Genomic DNA, 16,528 nt, shown 5'->3' with positions numbered 1-16,528 from the left:
CTTTTTAATGTATGGTATAGTTTTTATCTATTTCATGGCGGCTAAGTGTGATTTGAGTGGTTGCCAATAAAAAAGCTCCAACGCGAAGGTTGGAGCTTATACACTTTTGTGTTTGGGGCTCAAAATTACCTAATGTCTGCGAGCTGCAAAATATGTGATGTGAGTGGTTTTAATGGTTGTGAGATATGTCCTTCACCATTTTTAATTTCAACCTCAAACTGAACATTGGAGTTTAATAAATCCTGATAGACATAATGTCCATCAGCCAGCGTCAATGTAGTAACGACCTCAGTAGGTAGCGTGATTGGCTGTGTAGTGCTGTGCGTTGAATCGAAGTTTAATAGGATAAGAGCATGTTCTTTTTGAGTGTATCGAGCATAACCGTAAAGTTTGCTAGCTAAACTGCCGTGCGTTTTATCCTCATCTATTTTTAATGGTTGCATGGCCCCCGTTAAGGCTGGGCAGGTCAGCGCAATGTTCATTAGTTTTTGATAAAACTGACGCAACGCCAATTCATCCGAAGATGATTGCCCTCCATCAAATTCGCCGCCATTCATCCAACGCTGATGGGTTGGAACACCGATATAGTCGAAGATAGAGGTTCGAGTTGGTTGTCCAAAACCGGCATACTCTGCACCAGCTTCTCCAACTTCTTGACCAAAATAGATCATTGTTGGAGCATTGCTAATCGTCGCGGAGAGCACCATGGCAGGCAGAGCAGCCTGGGCATTGGAAGCAAACTCGCTGCAAGGTATACGCTGCTCGTCGTGATTGTCTAAGAAGTGAAGCATGTGGGGTTCTATATCGTTCAGTTCTTCTTGAATTCGAGTGATATTTTGAGTATTGCCACGCCCCTGAATGATATCTTTCAAAGCGTCGTAAAGGTCCACTTTGTCGTAGAGGGCATCCATCTTGCCCAGCTGAATATAATCTCGATATAAATGCGGTTGATACACTTCTGCAACTAAAAAGGCTTCTGGATTAACCTTTTTGATTGATGAATTCATATAGCTCCAGAATTCTACGGGCACCATTTCGGCCATATCATATCTAAATCCATCGATACCCTGTGATAGCCAGTAAAGTGCGATGTCACGGAACTTTATCCATGAGTTTGGTACGCGCTTATCTTGCCAAAACTCAAAATGTGCTTGGCATGACTTGTGGCGATAAGTTTGTGGTAGTTCTGGAAAGTCTTTGCTGCCATCGGGACGAACACCATAGTTTACTTTTATGGTTTCGTACCAATCGTCTGCATTTGGTTTGGCGAGTCGAGAGCCATTTCCGGTCCACTTAGCAGGAAGCTCTTGATATGGCTCACTTAGCAAACGATGTTCTTCACCACCAAGTGGTTGCAGGTGTTGTGGAATATCGGGAAGTTGGAAGGCTTTACCAGGAATATAGTAGAAGTTGTTATCTACCGCGTATTCTACGCTCACATCATCGTCAGCACCAAAATCACGGATTCCAACTGGGTTATTTAAACCTTGGTAGTGTCTCGCCACGTGATTGGGCACAATATCGATAATAACCTTCAAGCCTGCCTCATGTGTCCTTTGGATCAAAGACTGAAACTCTTGATTACGTTTGCTAGGGTCATCGGCTAGATCAGGATTAACCGAGTAATAGTCCTTTACTGCGTAGGGAGAGCCAGCTCTACCTTTTACAACAGCAGGGTGATCGTTTGAGATGCCAAACTCAGTGTAGTCTGCGACCAATGCATGATGAGGTATGCCTGTATACCAAACATGGGTCATGCCGAGATCTCGAATTGAGTTTAGCGCGATTGGGGTGATATCGCTGAATTTACCCACGCCGTTTTCTTCGATAGTACCCCAAGGTTTGTTGTTTGAGTTTCTATTGCCATAGAGTCTTGTGAAAATTTGATAAAGATGGATTTTAGTTTTGTGGTTCATACTCATCTCACAGTCAAAGTAGAGGTCTGGATATAGAAAAAATCTATTATATGATGAGAGTGTAGAGTAAGGCTGAGATAAAAAACTCATCCTTTTAGGTTTAAAATAGGGGCGTAGATGTGAGTTGTGTGACAAAAGCAGATAATGGTTAACACATTATCTGCATCCGTTGGGGCGATGTGTTGGGCTGTCGGCTTTTATAAACGCTATTTAAGGTACTTAACGTGCGCTTCCATCTCCTCGCCAATCTCTTTGCGCATATTCATCAGTCTGATTGCTGACTCACGTAGTTTGATGTCTTCGTCGGTTTCAGGAATCCATTCAGGAACTGAAGTTGGTTTTCCATCTTCATCGACGGCGACCATGATGACGATGCAGTGTGTGGTGAGACGATTTTTAAGTTCTTTGGGATCGCTTGCTTGCACATCAATGGCGATGTGCATTGAAGAGCGTCCTGTGTAAATGACTTTAGCGCTGACTTCCACAAGGTTACCGACGTGAATCGGTTGAACAAATCGAATTCCGCCAGCATAAGCGGTAATACAGTATTTACCACTCCAAGCTGCCGAACAGGCATAAGCGGCCAAGTCGATCCATTTCATTACCGCACCACCGTGCACTTTCCCGCCAAAGTTTACATCACCAGGTTCAGCAAGAAAACGAAGGGTGATATCTCTTTTGCCACGACTCATTTGAACATGTCCTTATTGTTATTTGGGCTTCGCTGAGTATGACAAAATTGTTAACTGTAGGCTACAGAGATTGTGCACCCGCTGGAGTTTATTGCTTATCTATGGTCAGGTTTTGCTCCACGGTATCAGTTGCGGATTTACGACGTCTCACTTTCACTTGAGATAGAATTACCCCAGATATCACCATTAACCCACCAATGACGTGGAATTGAGTGATAGTTTCGCCTAATAGGGCTGCAGCGAGTGCAACCGCAATGACAGGTAGCAAATTCATAAACATTGCGCTGTTGTCTGCTCCAATTAAGTCAATCGCTTTAACCCAGCATAGTGGTGCAATCAGCGAGGCCAATAAACCTGCGTAGGCGATTAGTGGCAGAGATGCTGACGTTGGCATAATTGTCTCGCTAGTAAGCAAGAGAGGAAATAGCATTATGACGGCAAACACACCTTGTGTATAAATTAACATCCAGCTAGACAACTGCATTTTCCATCGTTTCAACAGTACGCAGTATGTAGCGTAAACAAAAGCGGCGAGAACCATCAACAAGTCGCCCTGAGCTACGGTTTGATGCATGAAGAAAGCGACGTCGCCTTGACCTAACATGAAGGCAAGCCCTGCTAAAGAAATCACGCCGCCAGCAATACTGAGCATGGAGATTTTTTTACCAAGTAAAGGGACTGACATGAACACACTGATAAGCGGCACTAAAGAGGTGATAAGCGCCATGTTGGAAGCAGAGGTTGTCAACGCTGCGTAGTAGCCTAACGATTGGTTAAGCACCATTCCAAGTAGCGCAAGAAAAGCAAGCTTGCCACTGTTGCGACGAATTTCAGGCCAATAGCGTTTTAACTTTGGTAAGCAAAACGGTGTCATGACTAACATAGCGAGAGCCCAGCGATAAAAACTCATTGCGCTTGGTTCGATAGTCGATGCGGCGATCTTATTAACAATGGCATTCCCACCCCAGATGAGTACGGTTAGGAAAGGTAGTAAGTAAACCATTGTGAGCCTCGTCGCGTTTTGTGAATTGATGTATAGTGTGACAGGTCGTTATAATTATAAATATCTCCATTCAGACATTAGGCGCGATAGGAAGACAAGTTGAAAAAAAAGTCACGTAACCTCCATCCCTCTCTTTCTATTGATAAAATGCCGTCGGACGTTTTCATGAACTTCGACGCGTTTCTTTCCAATACTGAGACGAGAGTACATTGCCACCCTTGGGGGCAGATTCAGTTGATTAGCGGTGGCATATTGGAAATGGAAGCGCAAGATACGCGCTTTCTCGCGCCGCCCCATCTTGCCATTTGGGTACCAGCGGGAGTGATGCATTGCAGTTACAACCGCAAACCATTGGAGTACTGCTCTCTCAATATTGCTCATGAGCTGACGTCGACCTTCCCGGAAAAGACCAGCTTAATTAAAGTGACGCCAATTGTTTCGTCTATTATTGAGGATTTTCGCCATCGAAGTATAAATGTGGCTGAGTCCGAAAAAGACAAACGATTAGTACAGGTGCTTTTAGATCAGCTAAGTGACCAACAAGAACAACATCACTTTTTGCCCTCTAGTAATAACAAATATTTAGCACCGATATTGGCGGCGATTGAGGAAGAGCCTACTAACGATATTAGCTTGAATGAATGGGCGAGTAGGGTACATACAACTGAGAGAACGCTCGCTCGTTATTGTCAAAGCGAACTCGGAATGAGTTTTACAGAATGGCGTTTGCGAGTTCGTTATTTGTATTCAATGGATTTACTACGAGGCGGGCACTCTGTTAAGGAGGTGGCTTTCACACTCGGTTACAACCAAGCAAGCCCTTTTATTGCGATGTTCAAGAAATACTCAGGTCAAACACCAGAACAATACAAAAACAAGTTATTGCAAAGTTGATTGAACATTGTGGTGAAGTAGAACTAAAAAAGGAGTATGTAACACACTCCTTTTTCTAAATTACTTGTACTAGCTGCGATTAGTGACGGAATCTCGCGTGACAAGGCGGCCAGTGATAAGCGGTTTTGGATTCATTGGTTTGTCTTCTAAAATGGCGTCCAATTGCTCCATGGCAAAATCAACGATCTGCTGTGATGGGTAGCTAATGCAGGTCAGAGGCGGATTTAGTTGACTCGCCAGTTGAGAATCTTCTAACGAGACGATGGATACCTCTTGAGGCGTTGCCAAGTTAAAATCTCTAAAGAGGTTCATTGCTACCGCAGCTTGGCTATCGCGCATTACAACCAATGCAGTAAATGGATGATAGCTATTAAGTAATGACATGATAGCTTGCTCGCTGTTGCCATTAGCGGTCACAATCAGTTGACGATTAACTGGCATTGCAGAGTTTTGCAATGACGTCTTATAGCCCTCTATGACCTGATTTGAAGCGTAACTTTCATCGTCTACGACAATGGCGATGCTTGAATGGCCTTTACTAGATAGGAAACGACAAGCGCTTTCTGAAGCAAATTTATAATCATAGCCAATAGAGTGAGACGGATCAGCCAAACTGTCTATGGCAATAATGTTGTCGTTCTTTAACTCTTCGACCGTTCCCCCCAGAGAGATAATTGCATCACAATGCCTTTGGTTTAGATCTTCGACGATACGCACTTGTTCAGCAGGCGTTTCGGCAAACTGTACAAGCATGTGTTTACCTTTGGCTTTCAGCGATTTCGCCAATAACGGGAGGTAGGTAGACACTTGGCCAGCATCCGTTGAAGAAAGAATAACACCGATGTAATCAGAGCGCTGATTGGCCAGTGTTTGCGCCGCAGCATTTGGGCGGTAGTTCAGCTCTTCTGCGGCACGCAGAACGGCTTCACGACTCTCGGGCTTAACACCGCGACTACCACTCATCACGCGCGAAACCGTGGCTTTCGACACGTTTGCTAGCAAAGATACGTCTGTGATAGTAGCCATGAAAACAACCTTATTTCATTTGCAGGGTTTCTGAAGTTGGGAAACCGTTTCCCAAAATTTCCAATATTGTACTCTTTTACTGGTACGTAGCTCAAGCTTGATGAAGGTAGAAGTGTATTATAAAACCGAGGAAAACAAGTAAAAGCAGTAAGTTGTTGAAAAAAGCAGCTCCCAAAAGGGTAGGAGCACATGAGAGCTGCTTCGACCAATTTTAAAAGATGCTCCTATACAACACCTTCCCTCTGACTCGTTCCCTGCATGGTCGACAACTATGAAAAAAGTAAAATGGGTTTACTTGCTTATTTCGCGGTGCGCTTGTGTAGTTCGATCATTTCAGCGACGAGTTCTTTTGCTAGCATAGATGTCATTAAGTGGTCTTGTGCATGAACCATCACCAAAGTCATCTTCATTTTTCCCGTACCTTCATCCGCTTCGATAAGCTGTGTTTGAACAAGGTGCGCTTGGTTGGCAAATTCTTGAGCTTCTTTCATCAGGCCTTCTGCTTCTTCAAACTCGCCGTTTTTAGCATGACGAAGTGCTTCGTAACATAGGCTGCGCGATTGACCAGCGTTGATGATGATGCCCATTACTTGTTCTTCTAAATCCATTGGTTCCATTTTGTACCTCTTAATTCTTAATGGTTCTATCTCAAAGATAGGTGTCGCCCCATACTTATCCCCAACTAAGACTAAGGGGCGACATTTAATTTATGTAATTTGGGGTTTAAGCCGTTACAGGTTGACCTGCAGCTTCTTGTTGTTTCTTCTCTTCCGCAGCTTCTTGCTCAAGAAGTTGCTTTTCGTATGCTTTCAGGAATGGCAGGTACATCATTGCTGACATAGCCATACAGATGAAGCACATGATGACAGGACTGAATGCCCAGTTAGCTGCCCATGAAGCACCGATAGGACCTGGAGTTGTCCAAGGTGTTAGAGAAACAACGCGCTCAACTAATCCCCAATCAAGAGCGAACCAACCTAATGTTGCGTTAACCATAGGAACCAAAATGAATGGTAGGAAGAACACTGGGTTCATGATGATCGGTGCACCGAATAGGATAGGTTCGTTAATGTTGAACATACCTGGAACTGCACCCATTTTACCGATAGTACGAAGGTGAACGGCTTTACTACGTAGTAGTAGGAAAGCAAGTGGAAGGGTAGAGCCTACACCGCCAATTAGTAGGTAGTGATCCCAGAAACCTTGAACAAAGATATGTGGGATAGCTTCACCAGCTGCCATTGCTGCTTGGTTTACTGAAAGGTTAGCCATCCAGAATGGGTTCATAATACCAGTAACGATTAGCGCGCCGTGGATGCCTGCAAACCAAAGGATTTGACACACTAGTACTGCAAGAAGTACGGCTGGTAGCGTATCTGAAGCTGATACTAGAGGCTGTACTAATGCCATGATTGCTTCAGGAATGATCATGCCGGTTTGTGCTTCAATGAAAAGATTCAATGGGTGCAGGGTCATGATGATTGCTAACACTGGGATTAGGATTTCGAATGAACGAGCAACACCTGTAGGTACTTCTGGTGGAAGTTTAATAGTGATGTTGTTGCGTTTTAGGTAAGCATATACTTCCGTTGAGTACAGTGCTGTGATAATCGCGGTAAAGATACCTTGGCCTGAGAAGTACTGCATAGAAAGCATGCCGTCTTGCACTGGCGCAGCCACTAAAAGGAAGCTCATCAATGAAAGTAGGCCCGTTGTAACAGGATCTAAATCGTGATGACGTGCCAAGCTTGAAGCGATGCCCACAGATATGAATATCGTCATGATGCCCATACTTAGGTTGAATGGCAGCATGAGTTGTTCACGGTAAGTATCAGAAAAATCTAGCCATGCCCGTGCGAATCCCCAAGTTGTTTCCGCTGAAAACGGAGGGAATATAAACACCAACATGAATGAACCAACAATCATAAAAGGTAGTGCCGCGATAAAACCGTCGCGGATAGAAGTGATGTATTTTTGTTGGCCAATTTTACCAGCAATAGGAGTCACCTTTTGCTCGATAACGTTGACCATTTTGTCGTACATAGCGCCCATGTCGTAGATCTCGTTTGGATATTAAAGAATAAGAAAGCTCGGTGTCGAAATGTGACTACAGGGGGGACACCGAGCCAGAAAACTAGCCGATTAGTTCTAGAGCAAAATCAAGAACTTTGTCGCCTTTCTGCATGCCGTAATCCATCATGTTGATTGGCTCAACTTTGATGCCGTGCGCATCCGCTTTCTTTTGGAAATCTGCTTGCATGTATTTAACTTGAGGGCCAAGTAGAACTACTTCGTAGTTGCCAACTTGCACATCAAATTCACTTGCGCCGAACGCCTTAATTTCAGCAGCGATACCACGTTCTTGAGCTGAGGCTTCCATCTTTTTAACTAGAAGAGAAGTAGACATACCGGCAGAGCAGCAAAGCATAATTTTTTTCATTTTTCGTTCTCCAGAATCTTGAATTCCTTTTTACTATGCCGTTCTGGAAATCATTTGGAAACCGGTTTCCAAATGATTTCCAGTTAAGTGTGAAAACGATCACTAGAAAATCTCTGTAAGGTGGATTTTTCGTGACTCAGTTAACGAACTGTCGGTGGTCTGGAAACAACATGTGAAACAAAACTATGCTGACCTTAAAACGTTATGAACATCTGAAGTAGCGGGGAGGGTTAGAGCTGGTTTTCAATGTATTTACGGCGACCACGAGTCGAAAAGTGTGCTGAAGTCATCAGATTTGGATGCGAAGTTTCCGCACTATTGAGTATTAGGTTATTCTTGCCCGGATCTCGACACTCGGTAACTAAGATGAACCACTCTGTAATGAGACTGTTTGCCAATCAGGTAGAGCAGTTCATGAACCCCATTGCTAAATTGCTTATGCGTAGTCAGCATTTGATGGCAATGCGTGATGGTTTCCAGTTGGCGATGCCGTTTATTTTTGTCGGATGCATGTTTGTCCCGATTATTTTCCCTCCGTTTGCCAACCCAGAGTCATGGATGTCAGTCGCTTGGCTGAACATGTCTTACACCTTAAGACCTATTCTATTGCCTACCTATCAATTAACTCTTGGAGTTGTTGGGCTCATTGTGTCGTTTGGTGTCTCAGCAAGTTTGGCAAAAAGTTATCAACTACCTGAACGACTCTCGGGATTGACGGGTTGTATGGCCTTTCTGATGTTGGCTGGTTTCTATCTGAATGGACAGGAGGACGTCAGATATCTCGGCGGGTCTGGATTATTTACTGCGCTAATCGCCAGTATTTACTCTATTGAAGTGGTTAGGTTGTTTATTCGAAAAGGGTGGTATATCAAGATGCCTGAAGATGTGCCTATCCTTACGATTCAAAGCTTCAAACTGATGATCCCAATATTCGTGGTGCTCAGTACCATTTCAACCTTTAACGTTGCGTTGGAAGCTCAGTTTGGTGTGCATTTTCCTCAGTTGATTGAAGAGCTTTTTAGGCCCTTGGTGCTTGCATCAGACAGTTTAGTTGCTGTACTGGTATCAATTTTAATTTGTCAGTTGCTGTGGTTTATGGGTATCCATGGAGCATTAATCATAACCGGGATTATGAATCCATTTTGGATGTCGAACCTCCTCGAAAACCAAACGGCATTAGAAGCTGGTGAGGCGGTGCTACCGCATATCTATCTGCCTGCTTTTTGGGACTTTTTCTTGTTGGTGGGCGGCGTTGGTTCAACGTTGCCATTGGTTTATTTGGCGATTAAGAGTCGGTCAAATCAATTGAAGTCGGTTGGTAAGGTGGGCGCTATTCCAGCGATATTTAATATCAACGAACCGATTCTTTTTGGCTTCCCAATCATTATGAATCCCTTGTTCCTAGTGCCGTTTGTAATGGTGCCTATGATCAATGCCACCTTGGCGTGGTTTCTCACCTCAGCAGAGATATTGGACCGAGTGGTATTGATGATTCCTTGGTCAGTACCAGCGCCAATAGGAGCAGCGTGGGCAGCAAATGGTAGCGTGGTGAATGCTCTTATGGTCGGCTTCGCTATGCTTAACTCGTATTTTATCTATCTACCATTTTTCAAGGCACATGAAAAAATCTTGGTAGAGCAAGAAGCGGAGCGCGCTGAAAGAATGCAGCGCCGCAGAGAAGTACAATAGTTCTAATGTTAAGTTCTTTCAGCGACTAGATTGACCCGTTTACTGGTATAGGGTTTAGGCTTCGTGCTCTTATTAGTAAGAGGGCGCTCATGTCTATAAATCTTCCCACTCAATCATGCTGGCACAATGTTACAACTCAATGGTCTCCGACGACGAAGGGCATCACATTAGCGTTGGTGTCTACGGCACTTTTTACCGCTGTTGGCGTTATCGTTCGTCTACTCAGTGACTCGATAGGTGTGTTTCAAATTCTATTGTTTCGCCAGTTAGTGTTTTTGGTATTGCTCATGCCAGCTATTGTTATTAACTTTGCCAGTTTAAGGCAACCAACCCATTTGAAACTGCATACGTTTCGAATTCTAGGAGCATTTACTGCTCTCTCTATTGGCTTTGTCGTGGTGAGCGCAATCCCGCTAGCGAATGCGACCGCACTTGGTTTCACACAAGTATTGTTTGTTGCCTTACTCGCGAGGCTATTTCTACGTGAAACGCTTTCTATGAGCCGCATATTGACGCTGATATTAGGATTTGCCGGAGTCATGTTGATCGTACAACCTAGTTTTGATGATACGTCGCTGGGTTATATAGTTTTAGGTATAGTGGCGTCGATGGGAGCGGCGATTGCTGCGATATGTGTCCGACGGATTGCGCAACTTGAATCTAAACTCGCTCTTTTGGCATACCAAGCGTTGTTCGTGGGTCTTTTGGCGTTGGTTCCGTCCACGTTAGATTGGGTATGGCCAAGTTGGAATGAGTTACTGCTTTTGGTTAGTGTCGGTGTTATTTCATCAATCGCTCAATGGTTTGGCGTGAGCGCTTATAAATATAGCGCGGCGAATGTGGTTTCCAATGTCGAATACGTGAAAATTATTTACGCTATGGGTATTGGTTATCTACTATTTGCAGAAACACCAAACCAACTAGCAATGATCGGTGTGGTTCTGCTCTTTCTGAGCATATGTGTTCCAAAATTGTTCACGAATAGGAATAAGTAAAAATGTTAACCGTTACTCAGCTAGCGCGAGAATGTAACATATCTAGAACTACTATCCTCTACTACGAACGCGCAGGTCTTTTATTTCCTGCTTATCGTTCAGGCAATGGGTACCGCTGGTATGGAGAGAAACAGGTCTCAAGGCTTAAGAGTATCCTCGCATATCGCTCTTTCGGGCTACCAATTCAAGAAATAAGTTCTTTGCTCGATAGGCAAGGAGATCAAATACAAGAGCAGACCTTGAGAGACCAGTTCAATGCACTAGAAAGAGAAATAGAGGCATTGCGAAGCCAACAGAAAGCGATTCTCACTGCGCTAGAAGAGCCTAATTTGTTGGAGACCAATTCCATGAATAAAGCACAGTGGGTTGAGATTATGAAACACTCCGGTTTTAACGAAGAAGATATGGCGAATTGGCATCGACAGTTTGAAAGAATGCAGCCAGATGCGCACCAAGAATTTCTCGAATCTTTGAATATTAGTTGTGATGAGATAGCAGAAATTCGCATAAATTCTCGGTAGCTGAGAAACCTGAAGACACAATATTGAGTTGAGATAAAGAAACTGACATTTAGCGGGTGTTATGATTTCTTGTCTTAATATACTCCCTGTTGATACTTATGGTAACCAGACGGACTTGGCAAAACCTTTCTCTGATTTTTCTTTACACCTTGCTCATCGGTTGCGTCTATCAAATGATGACCTTTCGAGAGGAGCTGAGTTGTGATGCTGAACAAGTTGTTGGTCGAATCGACGAACATCTATCGAAGATAGAGTCTGAGTTACGTGCTATCCCCATTGCTGAAACTTGTACTTCTGACGTTCAAACTGCGTTGGCTCACCACGTATTTAATAGTACCGGGATACGGGGAGTTGTGATTGCTAATACAGTAAACGATGATCCTAATTACTGCAGTAATTTTGGTGCCCACGAACGGCTTATTGATGAAGCATTTTGGGATGCAAGACAAGAAGGGGACGTGATCTTTGCTCGTCTTCATGTGACAGAGTTTCGCCGTGATCTTTCGTTCGCTCTGGCCGTTTATCGTGGTGAGCAAATTGTGATTGGCACCATTAACCCCAGGGTTATCCTAGGATGGTGGATTGAACCGTACAATAATGACGCACGCATTACTATGTCTTTCCCTGAGTCATCCAATGTCTTGTTAGACCGCAACCAAAGTGCTTTTTCCGGAAAAGAGTTGTCTACCTCACTAGCTTCTGAACGTTACCCGTTTATAATCAAAGTGACTAAGACGATGGGGTTGTTGACTAACAGAATTAAAACTTTCTTTATACGTTTATCAGTACTCGGCTTTATCGTCTTTGGTGCTGTTTTTGCCGTTGATATCTATTCAAGACTACGTAGTGATCAAGATGCCTATGAACACCTATAACTTCCCATGGGCAAAGACAGTTTCCGTGTTGGTTCTTGCCTTATTTCTAAGTGGTGGTTTAGCTTATTTACATATCTCAAATGAGATAAAAGCAAGCGCTCAGACCTCGGTACTCAGTGTCGATAAACGTATCGATGAAGTCGTCTCGGTCATCAGACAAGTACCCTACGATGAATCATGTCCAGACTCACTGATGCACGACTATGCCAACCTAGCTTACGAAAATGAACGAATTCGAGCAGTAGGGTATATCCGTGAGTCTGACGATGGTGCTTTTGTATGCAGTATGTTTGGCAAGACTTCGTTGCATCAAAAGTATTGGCGTGGCAAGTCAAATACCGATGTATTTATTGGTTGGTCGTTGTTAACCAGTTATTTTCCGGAAACATCGTTGGTTGTTGATATTGATGATGGTGATAAACGGTTCTTCGCTTACGTGAATCCACGACGCCTAGTGGGGTATTGGTTGGAACCAACACTGCCTTACGCTAACTACGCCTTTAAGTTGGATGGCGACCTTAACTCCACTTACTCTAGGAACCCGGTTGAGCCAGATGTCAATGAGATGGAGTCTGAGGTTAGTTCTTCACGTTATCCATATTCAATAACCGTTTATTCGGCTTATCATACCTTGATAAAACGTATGTTGATCTATTGGTTACGTTCAATTATCGCAGTCGCCATTCTATGGTCTTCGGTTTGGTTGCTAAACCAGTCGTTTCGGGATAACCGAAGCCAAGCCTAGCAACCTTAATTCTAGCGAGAGCGTAAGAAAGGCAATCGCAGATTTTTCCCAAAGACATTGATTAGCGCACCTAAAACAATGAGTGCACCGCCTAAGTAAGTCCATATCGATGGCAGCTCATTAAACAGAACAAGACCTAGCAATATCGAGAACACTATTTGAATGTAGGAATAAGCGGATGCTTTACCTGCTGCTTGTGTCTGCATTGCCTTAGTCAACCCAAGTTGTCCTATTTGGGTGAAGATCCCTACGAGTATGAGCATCACCGTAAGGTGCATATCGGGTATCACAAAGTTGTCACCGATCAGTAATAGCGATAAAGGGAGTGCAACGAGAGGGAAGTAGAAAATAATAACTGAACTATCTTCAGTTTGGCTTAATTTTCTCACAATAACATAAGCGATAGAGCTCCCTAATGCACCAAGTAAGGCAACACCAACACTGAACAAGGGTAAATGCTCGGTACTGTTAGTGGCCAATGTAGGGCTGACCATGGTGTATAGACCTAACAAACTCAGCAAAATACATATAAAGGTCGAAAATTGCACACGCTCTTTCAAGAATAAGAAGGCAAGTAGCGCAGTAAAAACAGGGTGAATGTACTGTAATATTGTTGCTTCAGCTAATGGAAGGGTCGTCACGGCATAGTAGACACAAATTAAGGCAAGCGACCCCATGACACCTCGAGCAAACAACAGCTTTTTATTGTTGCCCCAGATCGAGATACCTTTCCTTTTCACATCAACATAGCTGAGTATCAATGAGACAAGGGCACGAGCTGCCACAATCTCAAAGACAGGTATTCCATAAGTACTGACGTATTTTACTGACGCCGACATCAAGGCAAAGCCAAGTGCGGAGAGCACCATATAACGAACACCAACGGGTACTAATTGGTCAAAACTTGAATTCATTTGAGACTCTGGCTAAGAAAAATGACACTAACGTTATACATAACATAGTGAGGAGCATTTCACACTACGATTTGATTTTTATATAGAAAATGACCTATGTCTAAACAATTACACTGCTTGTTTTGTTAAGAACTGAGCTATCGATGCTTTCGGTTGTTTGGACAGTCTTTGCATTAAAGCAAAACTAGGATCATTGATCTTGAATCTCTCAGTCAATGAATCAACGAGGAGCAACCATAGTGATGCTGTCACTTCTGCATCGGCTAAAGCACGGTGAAAGACGCCATCATTCGCAATATTATGATAAGCCACTAAGTCGCCAAGTTTGTGGGAGTGAGCTTCCTGATTTAAACGTCTTGAGACTAGAAGAGAACAGGCAAATTCTCCAGTGTAACTTTCGTTGATAAGCTCTAACTCTGCATCCAGAAATCGCTTATCGAACGAAGCATTGTGAGCAACGAGATTACTGTTTTGTATGAAAGTTGAAAACTCACCCATCACGTCTTTACAGCTTGGCGCGTTAGCCAGCATTGCATTACTGATGCCAGTGTAATTTTCGATAAATCCACTGACACGAAATCCCGGATTCATGAGGGATTGAAACCTATCGACTACGGTGCCGTTTTCTAGCTTAACTGCACCAATCTCAATAGCTCTGTCGCCTTGATTTGGTGAAAGACCGGTAGTCTCAAAGTCAAGTACTACGACAGATTTGGCAGATGAAAGCATCATTATAATCTCGTTATTTGGGTAGGGCGCAAAGTCTAACGTGAAGTGGCAGGAAGGGGAACATCAAACAAGGAGAGTTAAACAAAAAAAGAGGAATCCTAGGATTCCTCTTTTTCAATAAGGTTTAAGTCTTACAGTTTCTTCGAAAGAATACCTGTCAGAGCAATGATACCGATACCCATCAACATGATTGGACCTTTACCACTGTCGAAGCCGCTTGAGATTCCCGCAAACGCAACGATTGCTACTGCTACAGGAATTACGAACTTAACTAGGTTGTACCAAAGACCGAATAGTGGGAATTTCACTTCACCGTCGTTAGTGATTTCTTTCTCAAGTTCTTCGCGGCTTAGTCTCCAACCTGCGAAGATACACACCAACATACCGCCAACAGCTAGGAAGATCTTATCTGTCATTAGGTCGAAGATGTCGAATGCACCAGTGTCAAACAATGTTGGACCAACGCCACCTAGAGATAGAGAAGCAAAGATACATAGTACCGCCATTACTGCAGCTGCAGAGAGTACCGCTGTAGTACGCTTGAAGCCTTTCTCATCGATTAGGTAAGACACAACTACTTCTAGTAGAGATACCGAAGACGTTAGTGCTGCGACAGTTAGACCTACGAAGAATAGTAGTGCGAAGATTAGACCAACACCGCCCATTTCTGCGAATAGCTGAGGTACAACAACGAATACTAGACCAGGACCAGCTGCTGGCTCCATACCTAGAGCGAACATTGCAGGGAACATTGCGATACCCGCTAGGATTGCAACACCAGTGTCCATTGCCGTAACCATACCTGTAGTTTGAACAAGGTTCTCTTTCTTCTTCAGGTAGCTACCGTATGTAATCATACAGCCCATACCTAAACTTAGAGAGAAGAATGCTTGGCCAAGTGCTGCAAGTACAACACCACTGTCTACTTTAGAGAAGTCAGGGCTAAACAGGAACTCAATACCCGCCATTGCACCTGGTAGAGACAAACCTTTCACTGAAACAATGATGAGAATCAGGAATAGGATTGGCATTAGGATCTTACCTGCTTTTTCGATACCGCCAGAAATACCGCGGCTAACGATGATTACGTTCATTAGCAAGTAGATACCCATCCACATCAATGGTTGAATTGGGTTAGTGATGAAACCACCGAAACTATCGCCGATAGCTTCAGGGTTACTTAGAAGACCAGTAGATACTTTTTGAACGTACGCTAGAGCCCAACCACCTACAACAGGGTAGAAACCCATAATAAGTAGACCACTTAGTACGCCGATGACACCTACGAAAGTCCAACGACCGTCTGTCGACTTAAACGCACCTACTGCACTACGACCAGTCTTACGACCAACCGCGAACTCAGTTAACATTACGCTAAAGCCAATGAAAATTACGAATGCAAGGTAGATAACGATGAATGCACCACCGCCATTTTCACCTGCTGTGTAAGGGAATTTCCAAATATTACCAAGACCAACTGCAGAACCTGCAGCAGCCATTACGAAGCCTAGCTTCGAACCCCAATTGTCGCGGGGTGCTGTGTTTGTATTACTCGTTGCCACGATAACTCCGATAATCTGTTGTGTTTGTCCGTAACTTTGGCGCCGAAAAGTTTGTGTATTTATTTTTATACACTTTCTAAAATTTGTTGAGGCGCTTTATCAGTGACAAGTAAACCAGTTTATGATTGGAGTTGGAAGTCTAAAAAGTGTTTTTTTCTAACTTTTGTCATCAAATTGTTGTCAATTGCTGATTTTTTAAACGTTCGTCATTTTATTTTCTAATTTTTCTTGACTCGATAGCGCTATTTATTGAATTAGAATAATCACTCCATTGCATAAAGTAGGGATTTGTTCTGACGCTAACCATATTTCTAGCACCACTTTAGTAGATCGTAGGATATTATATTGCAGAATGACCTATTAACAATTCGGCAAAAAATCAGGTTGTTTTGACTAAAAATGCAAAACAAGTGGCTTACATAACGCATAATTAAGCAAAGTTTTCATGTGGAAATCGTCTTGTCAATAGCAGGGCTTTATAAAAGTTATTGTGGTTAATGTAAATTATAGTTTGCAGTTAATTTGTT

Annotated in this window: 16 protein-coding genes; 6 read left to right on the top strand and 10 right to left on the bottom strand. The window is 43.4% G+C overall.

What is annotated here, in order from left to right; genetic code table 11:
- Positions 1-125: 125 nt before the first annotated feature.
- The 3 genes from VME0621_RS03000 to VME0621_RS02990 form a co-directional block, all read right to left on the bottom strand.
- Positions 126-1,916: an alpha-amylase family protein gene (locus VME0621_RS03000; RefSeq protein ID WP_082795447.1), complete on the bottom strand. Its 1,791-nt coding sequence runs from the start codon at positions 1,914-1,916 to the stop codon at positions 126-128.
- 206 nt (positions 1,917-2,122) lie between these two features.
- Complete coding sequence (locus VME0621_RS02995; RefSeq protein ID WP_006069023.1) at positions 2,123-2,608, bottom strand: acyl-CoA thioesterase; 486 nt, start codon at positions 2,606-2,608, stop codon at positions 2,123-2,125.
- A gap of 88 nt (positions 2,609-2,696) precedes the next feature.
- On the bottom strand, positions 2,697-3,611 hold the full coding sequence (locus VME0621_RS02990) for a DMT family transporter (protein ID WP_038226491.1): 915 nt from the start codon (positions 3,609-3,611) through the stop codon (positions 2,697-2,699).
- Positions 3,612-3,710: 99 nt separating this feature from the next.
- Here VME0621_RS02990 and VME0621_RS02985 point away from each other — a divergent pair, with 99 nt between their 5' ends.
- A complete protein-coding gene (locus tag VME0621_RS02985; protein WP_006069021.1) occupies positions 3,711-4,505 on the top strand; it encodes an AraC family transcriptional regulator in 795 nt (264 codons plus the stop codon).
- A 69-nt stretch (positions 4,506-4,574) separates the two neighbouring features.
- Here the strand turns inward: VME0621_RS02985 and VME0621_RS02980 are convergent, their stop codons facing one another.
- The 4 genes from VME0621_RS02980 to VME0621_RS02965 form a co-directional block, all read right to left on the bottom strand.
- Positions 4,575-5,531 (bottom strand): LacI family DNA-binding transcriptional regulator, encoded by a 957-nt coding sequence (locus VME0621_RS02980; RefSeq protein WP_031493477.1) that lies wholly within the window; start codon positions 5,529-5,531, stop codon positions 4,575-4,577.
- A 299-nt stretch (positions 5,532-5,830) separates the two neighbouring features.
- Positions 5,831-6,148 (bottom strand): PTS N,N'-diacetylchitobiose transporter subunit IIA, encoded by a 318-nt coding sequence (gene chbA / locus VME0621_RS02975; protein WP_006069019.1) that lies wholly within the window; start codon positions 6,146-6,148, stop codon positions 5,831-5,833.
- Between the two features lie 106 nt (positions 6,149-6,254).
- Positions 6,255-7,583, bottom strand: a complete 1,329-nt coding sequence (locus VME0621_RS02970) for a PTS sugar transporter subunit IIC (protein WP_006069018.1) — start codon at positions 7,581-7,583, stop codon at positions 6,255-6,257.
- A gap of 82 nt (positions 7,584-7,665) precedes the next feature.
- The gene (locus tag VME0621_RS02965) at positions 7,666-7,971 is read right to left on the bottom strand and encodes a PTS sugar transporter subunit IIB (protein ID WP_006069017.1); all 306 of its coding nucleotides are present in this window, start codon (positions 7,969-7,971) and stop codon (positions 7,666-7,668) included.
- A gap of 366 nt (positions 7,972-8,337) precedes the next feature.
- Between VME0621_RS02965 and VME0621_RS02960 the strand changes: the two genes are divergently transcribed.
- The 5 genes from VME0621_RS02960 (at position 8,338) to VME0621_RS02940 (ending at position 12,796) form a co-directional block, all read left to right on the top strand.
- Positions 8,338-9,660, top strand: a complete 1,323-nt coding sequence (locus tag VME0621_RS02960; RefSeq protein ID WP_038221529.1) for a PTS sugar transporter subunit IIC — start codon at positions 8,338-8,340, stop codon at positions 9,658-9,660.
- Between the two features lie 89 nt (positions 9,661-9,749).
- Positions 9,750-10,655, top strand: coding sequence for a DMT family transporter (locus VME0621_RS02955; RefSeq protein WP_062455511.1), 906 nt, complete (start codon positions 9,750-9,752; stop codon positions 10,653-10,655).
- Positions 10,656-10,657: 2 nt separating this feature from the next.
- Positions 10,658-11,176 carry a MerR family transcriptional regulator gene (locus tag VME0621_RS02950; RefSeq protein WP_062455508.1) on the top strand — a complete coding sequence of 173 codons (519 nt, stop codon included), beginning with the start codon at positions 10,658-10,660 and terminating at the stop codon, positions 11,174-11,176.
- A gap of 173 nt (positions 11,177-11,349) precedes the next feature.
- Positions 11,350-12,051 carry a CSS-motif domain-containing protein gene (locus VME0621_RS02945; protein WP_197498242.1) on the top strand — a complete coding sequence of 234 codons (702 nt, stop codon included), beginning with the start codon at positions 11,350-11,352 and terminating at the stop codon, positions 12,049-12,051.
- Entirely contained in the window at positions 12,038-12,796 is a 759-nt protein-coding gene (locus VME0621_RS02940) for a CSS-motif domain-containing protein (RefSeq protein WP_062455503.1), read from the top strand. The genes VME0621_RS02945 and VME0621_RS02940 overlap by 14 nt, the downstream gene beginning before the upstream one ends.
- A gap of 11 nt (positions 12,797-12,807) precedes the next feature.
- Here VME0621_RS02940 and VME0621_RS02935 read toward each other — a convergent pair whose 3' ends face one another.
- The 3 genes from VME0621_RS02935 to VME0621_RS02925 all read right to left on the bottom strand — a co-directional run bounded on the left by VME0621_RS02935 (position 12,808) and on the right by VME0621_RS02925 (position 16,001).
- The gene (locus VME0621_RS02935) at positions 12,808-13,710 is read right to left on the bottom strand and encodes a DMT family transporter (RefSeq protein ID WP_062455501.1); all 903 of its coding nucleotides are present in this window, start codon (positions 13,708-13,710) and stop codon (positions 12,808-12,810) included.
- 108 nt (positions 13,711-13,818) lie between these two features.
- Positions 13,819-14,442 (bottom strand): 3'-5' exonuclease, encoded by a 624-nt coding sequence (locus VME0621_RS02930; protein ID WP_062455500.1) that lies wholly within the window; start codon positions 14,440-14,442, stop codon positions 13,819-13,821.
- 128 nt (positions 14,443-14,570) lie between these two features.
- Positions 14,571-16,001, bottom strand: a complete 1,431-nt coding sequence (locus tag VME0621_RS02925; protein ID WP_038222077.1) for a sodium-dependent transporter — start codon at positions 15,999-16,001, stop codon at positions 14,571-14,573.
- Positions 16,002-16,528 lie beyond the last annotated feature (527 nt).

The organism is Vibrio mediterranei (genome assembly GCF_900088415.1).
GTDB lineage: Bacteria > Pseudomonadota > Gammaproteobacteria > Enterobacterales > Vibrionaceae > Vibrio > Vibrio mediterranei.
Note: the sequence above shows the minus strand (reverse complement) of the source record. Positions and strands in the feature narration are given on the sequence as shown.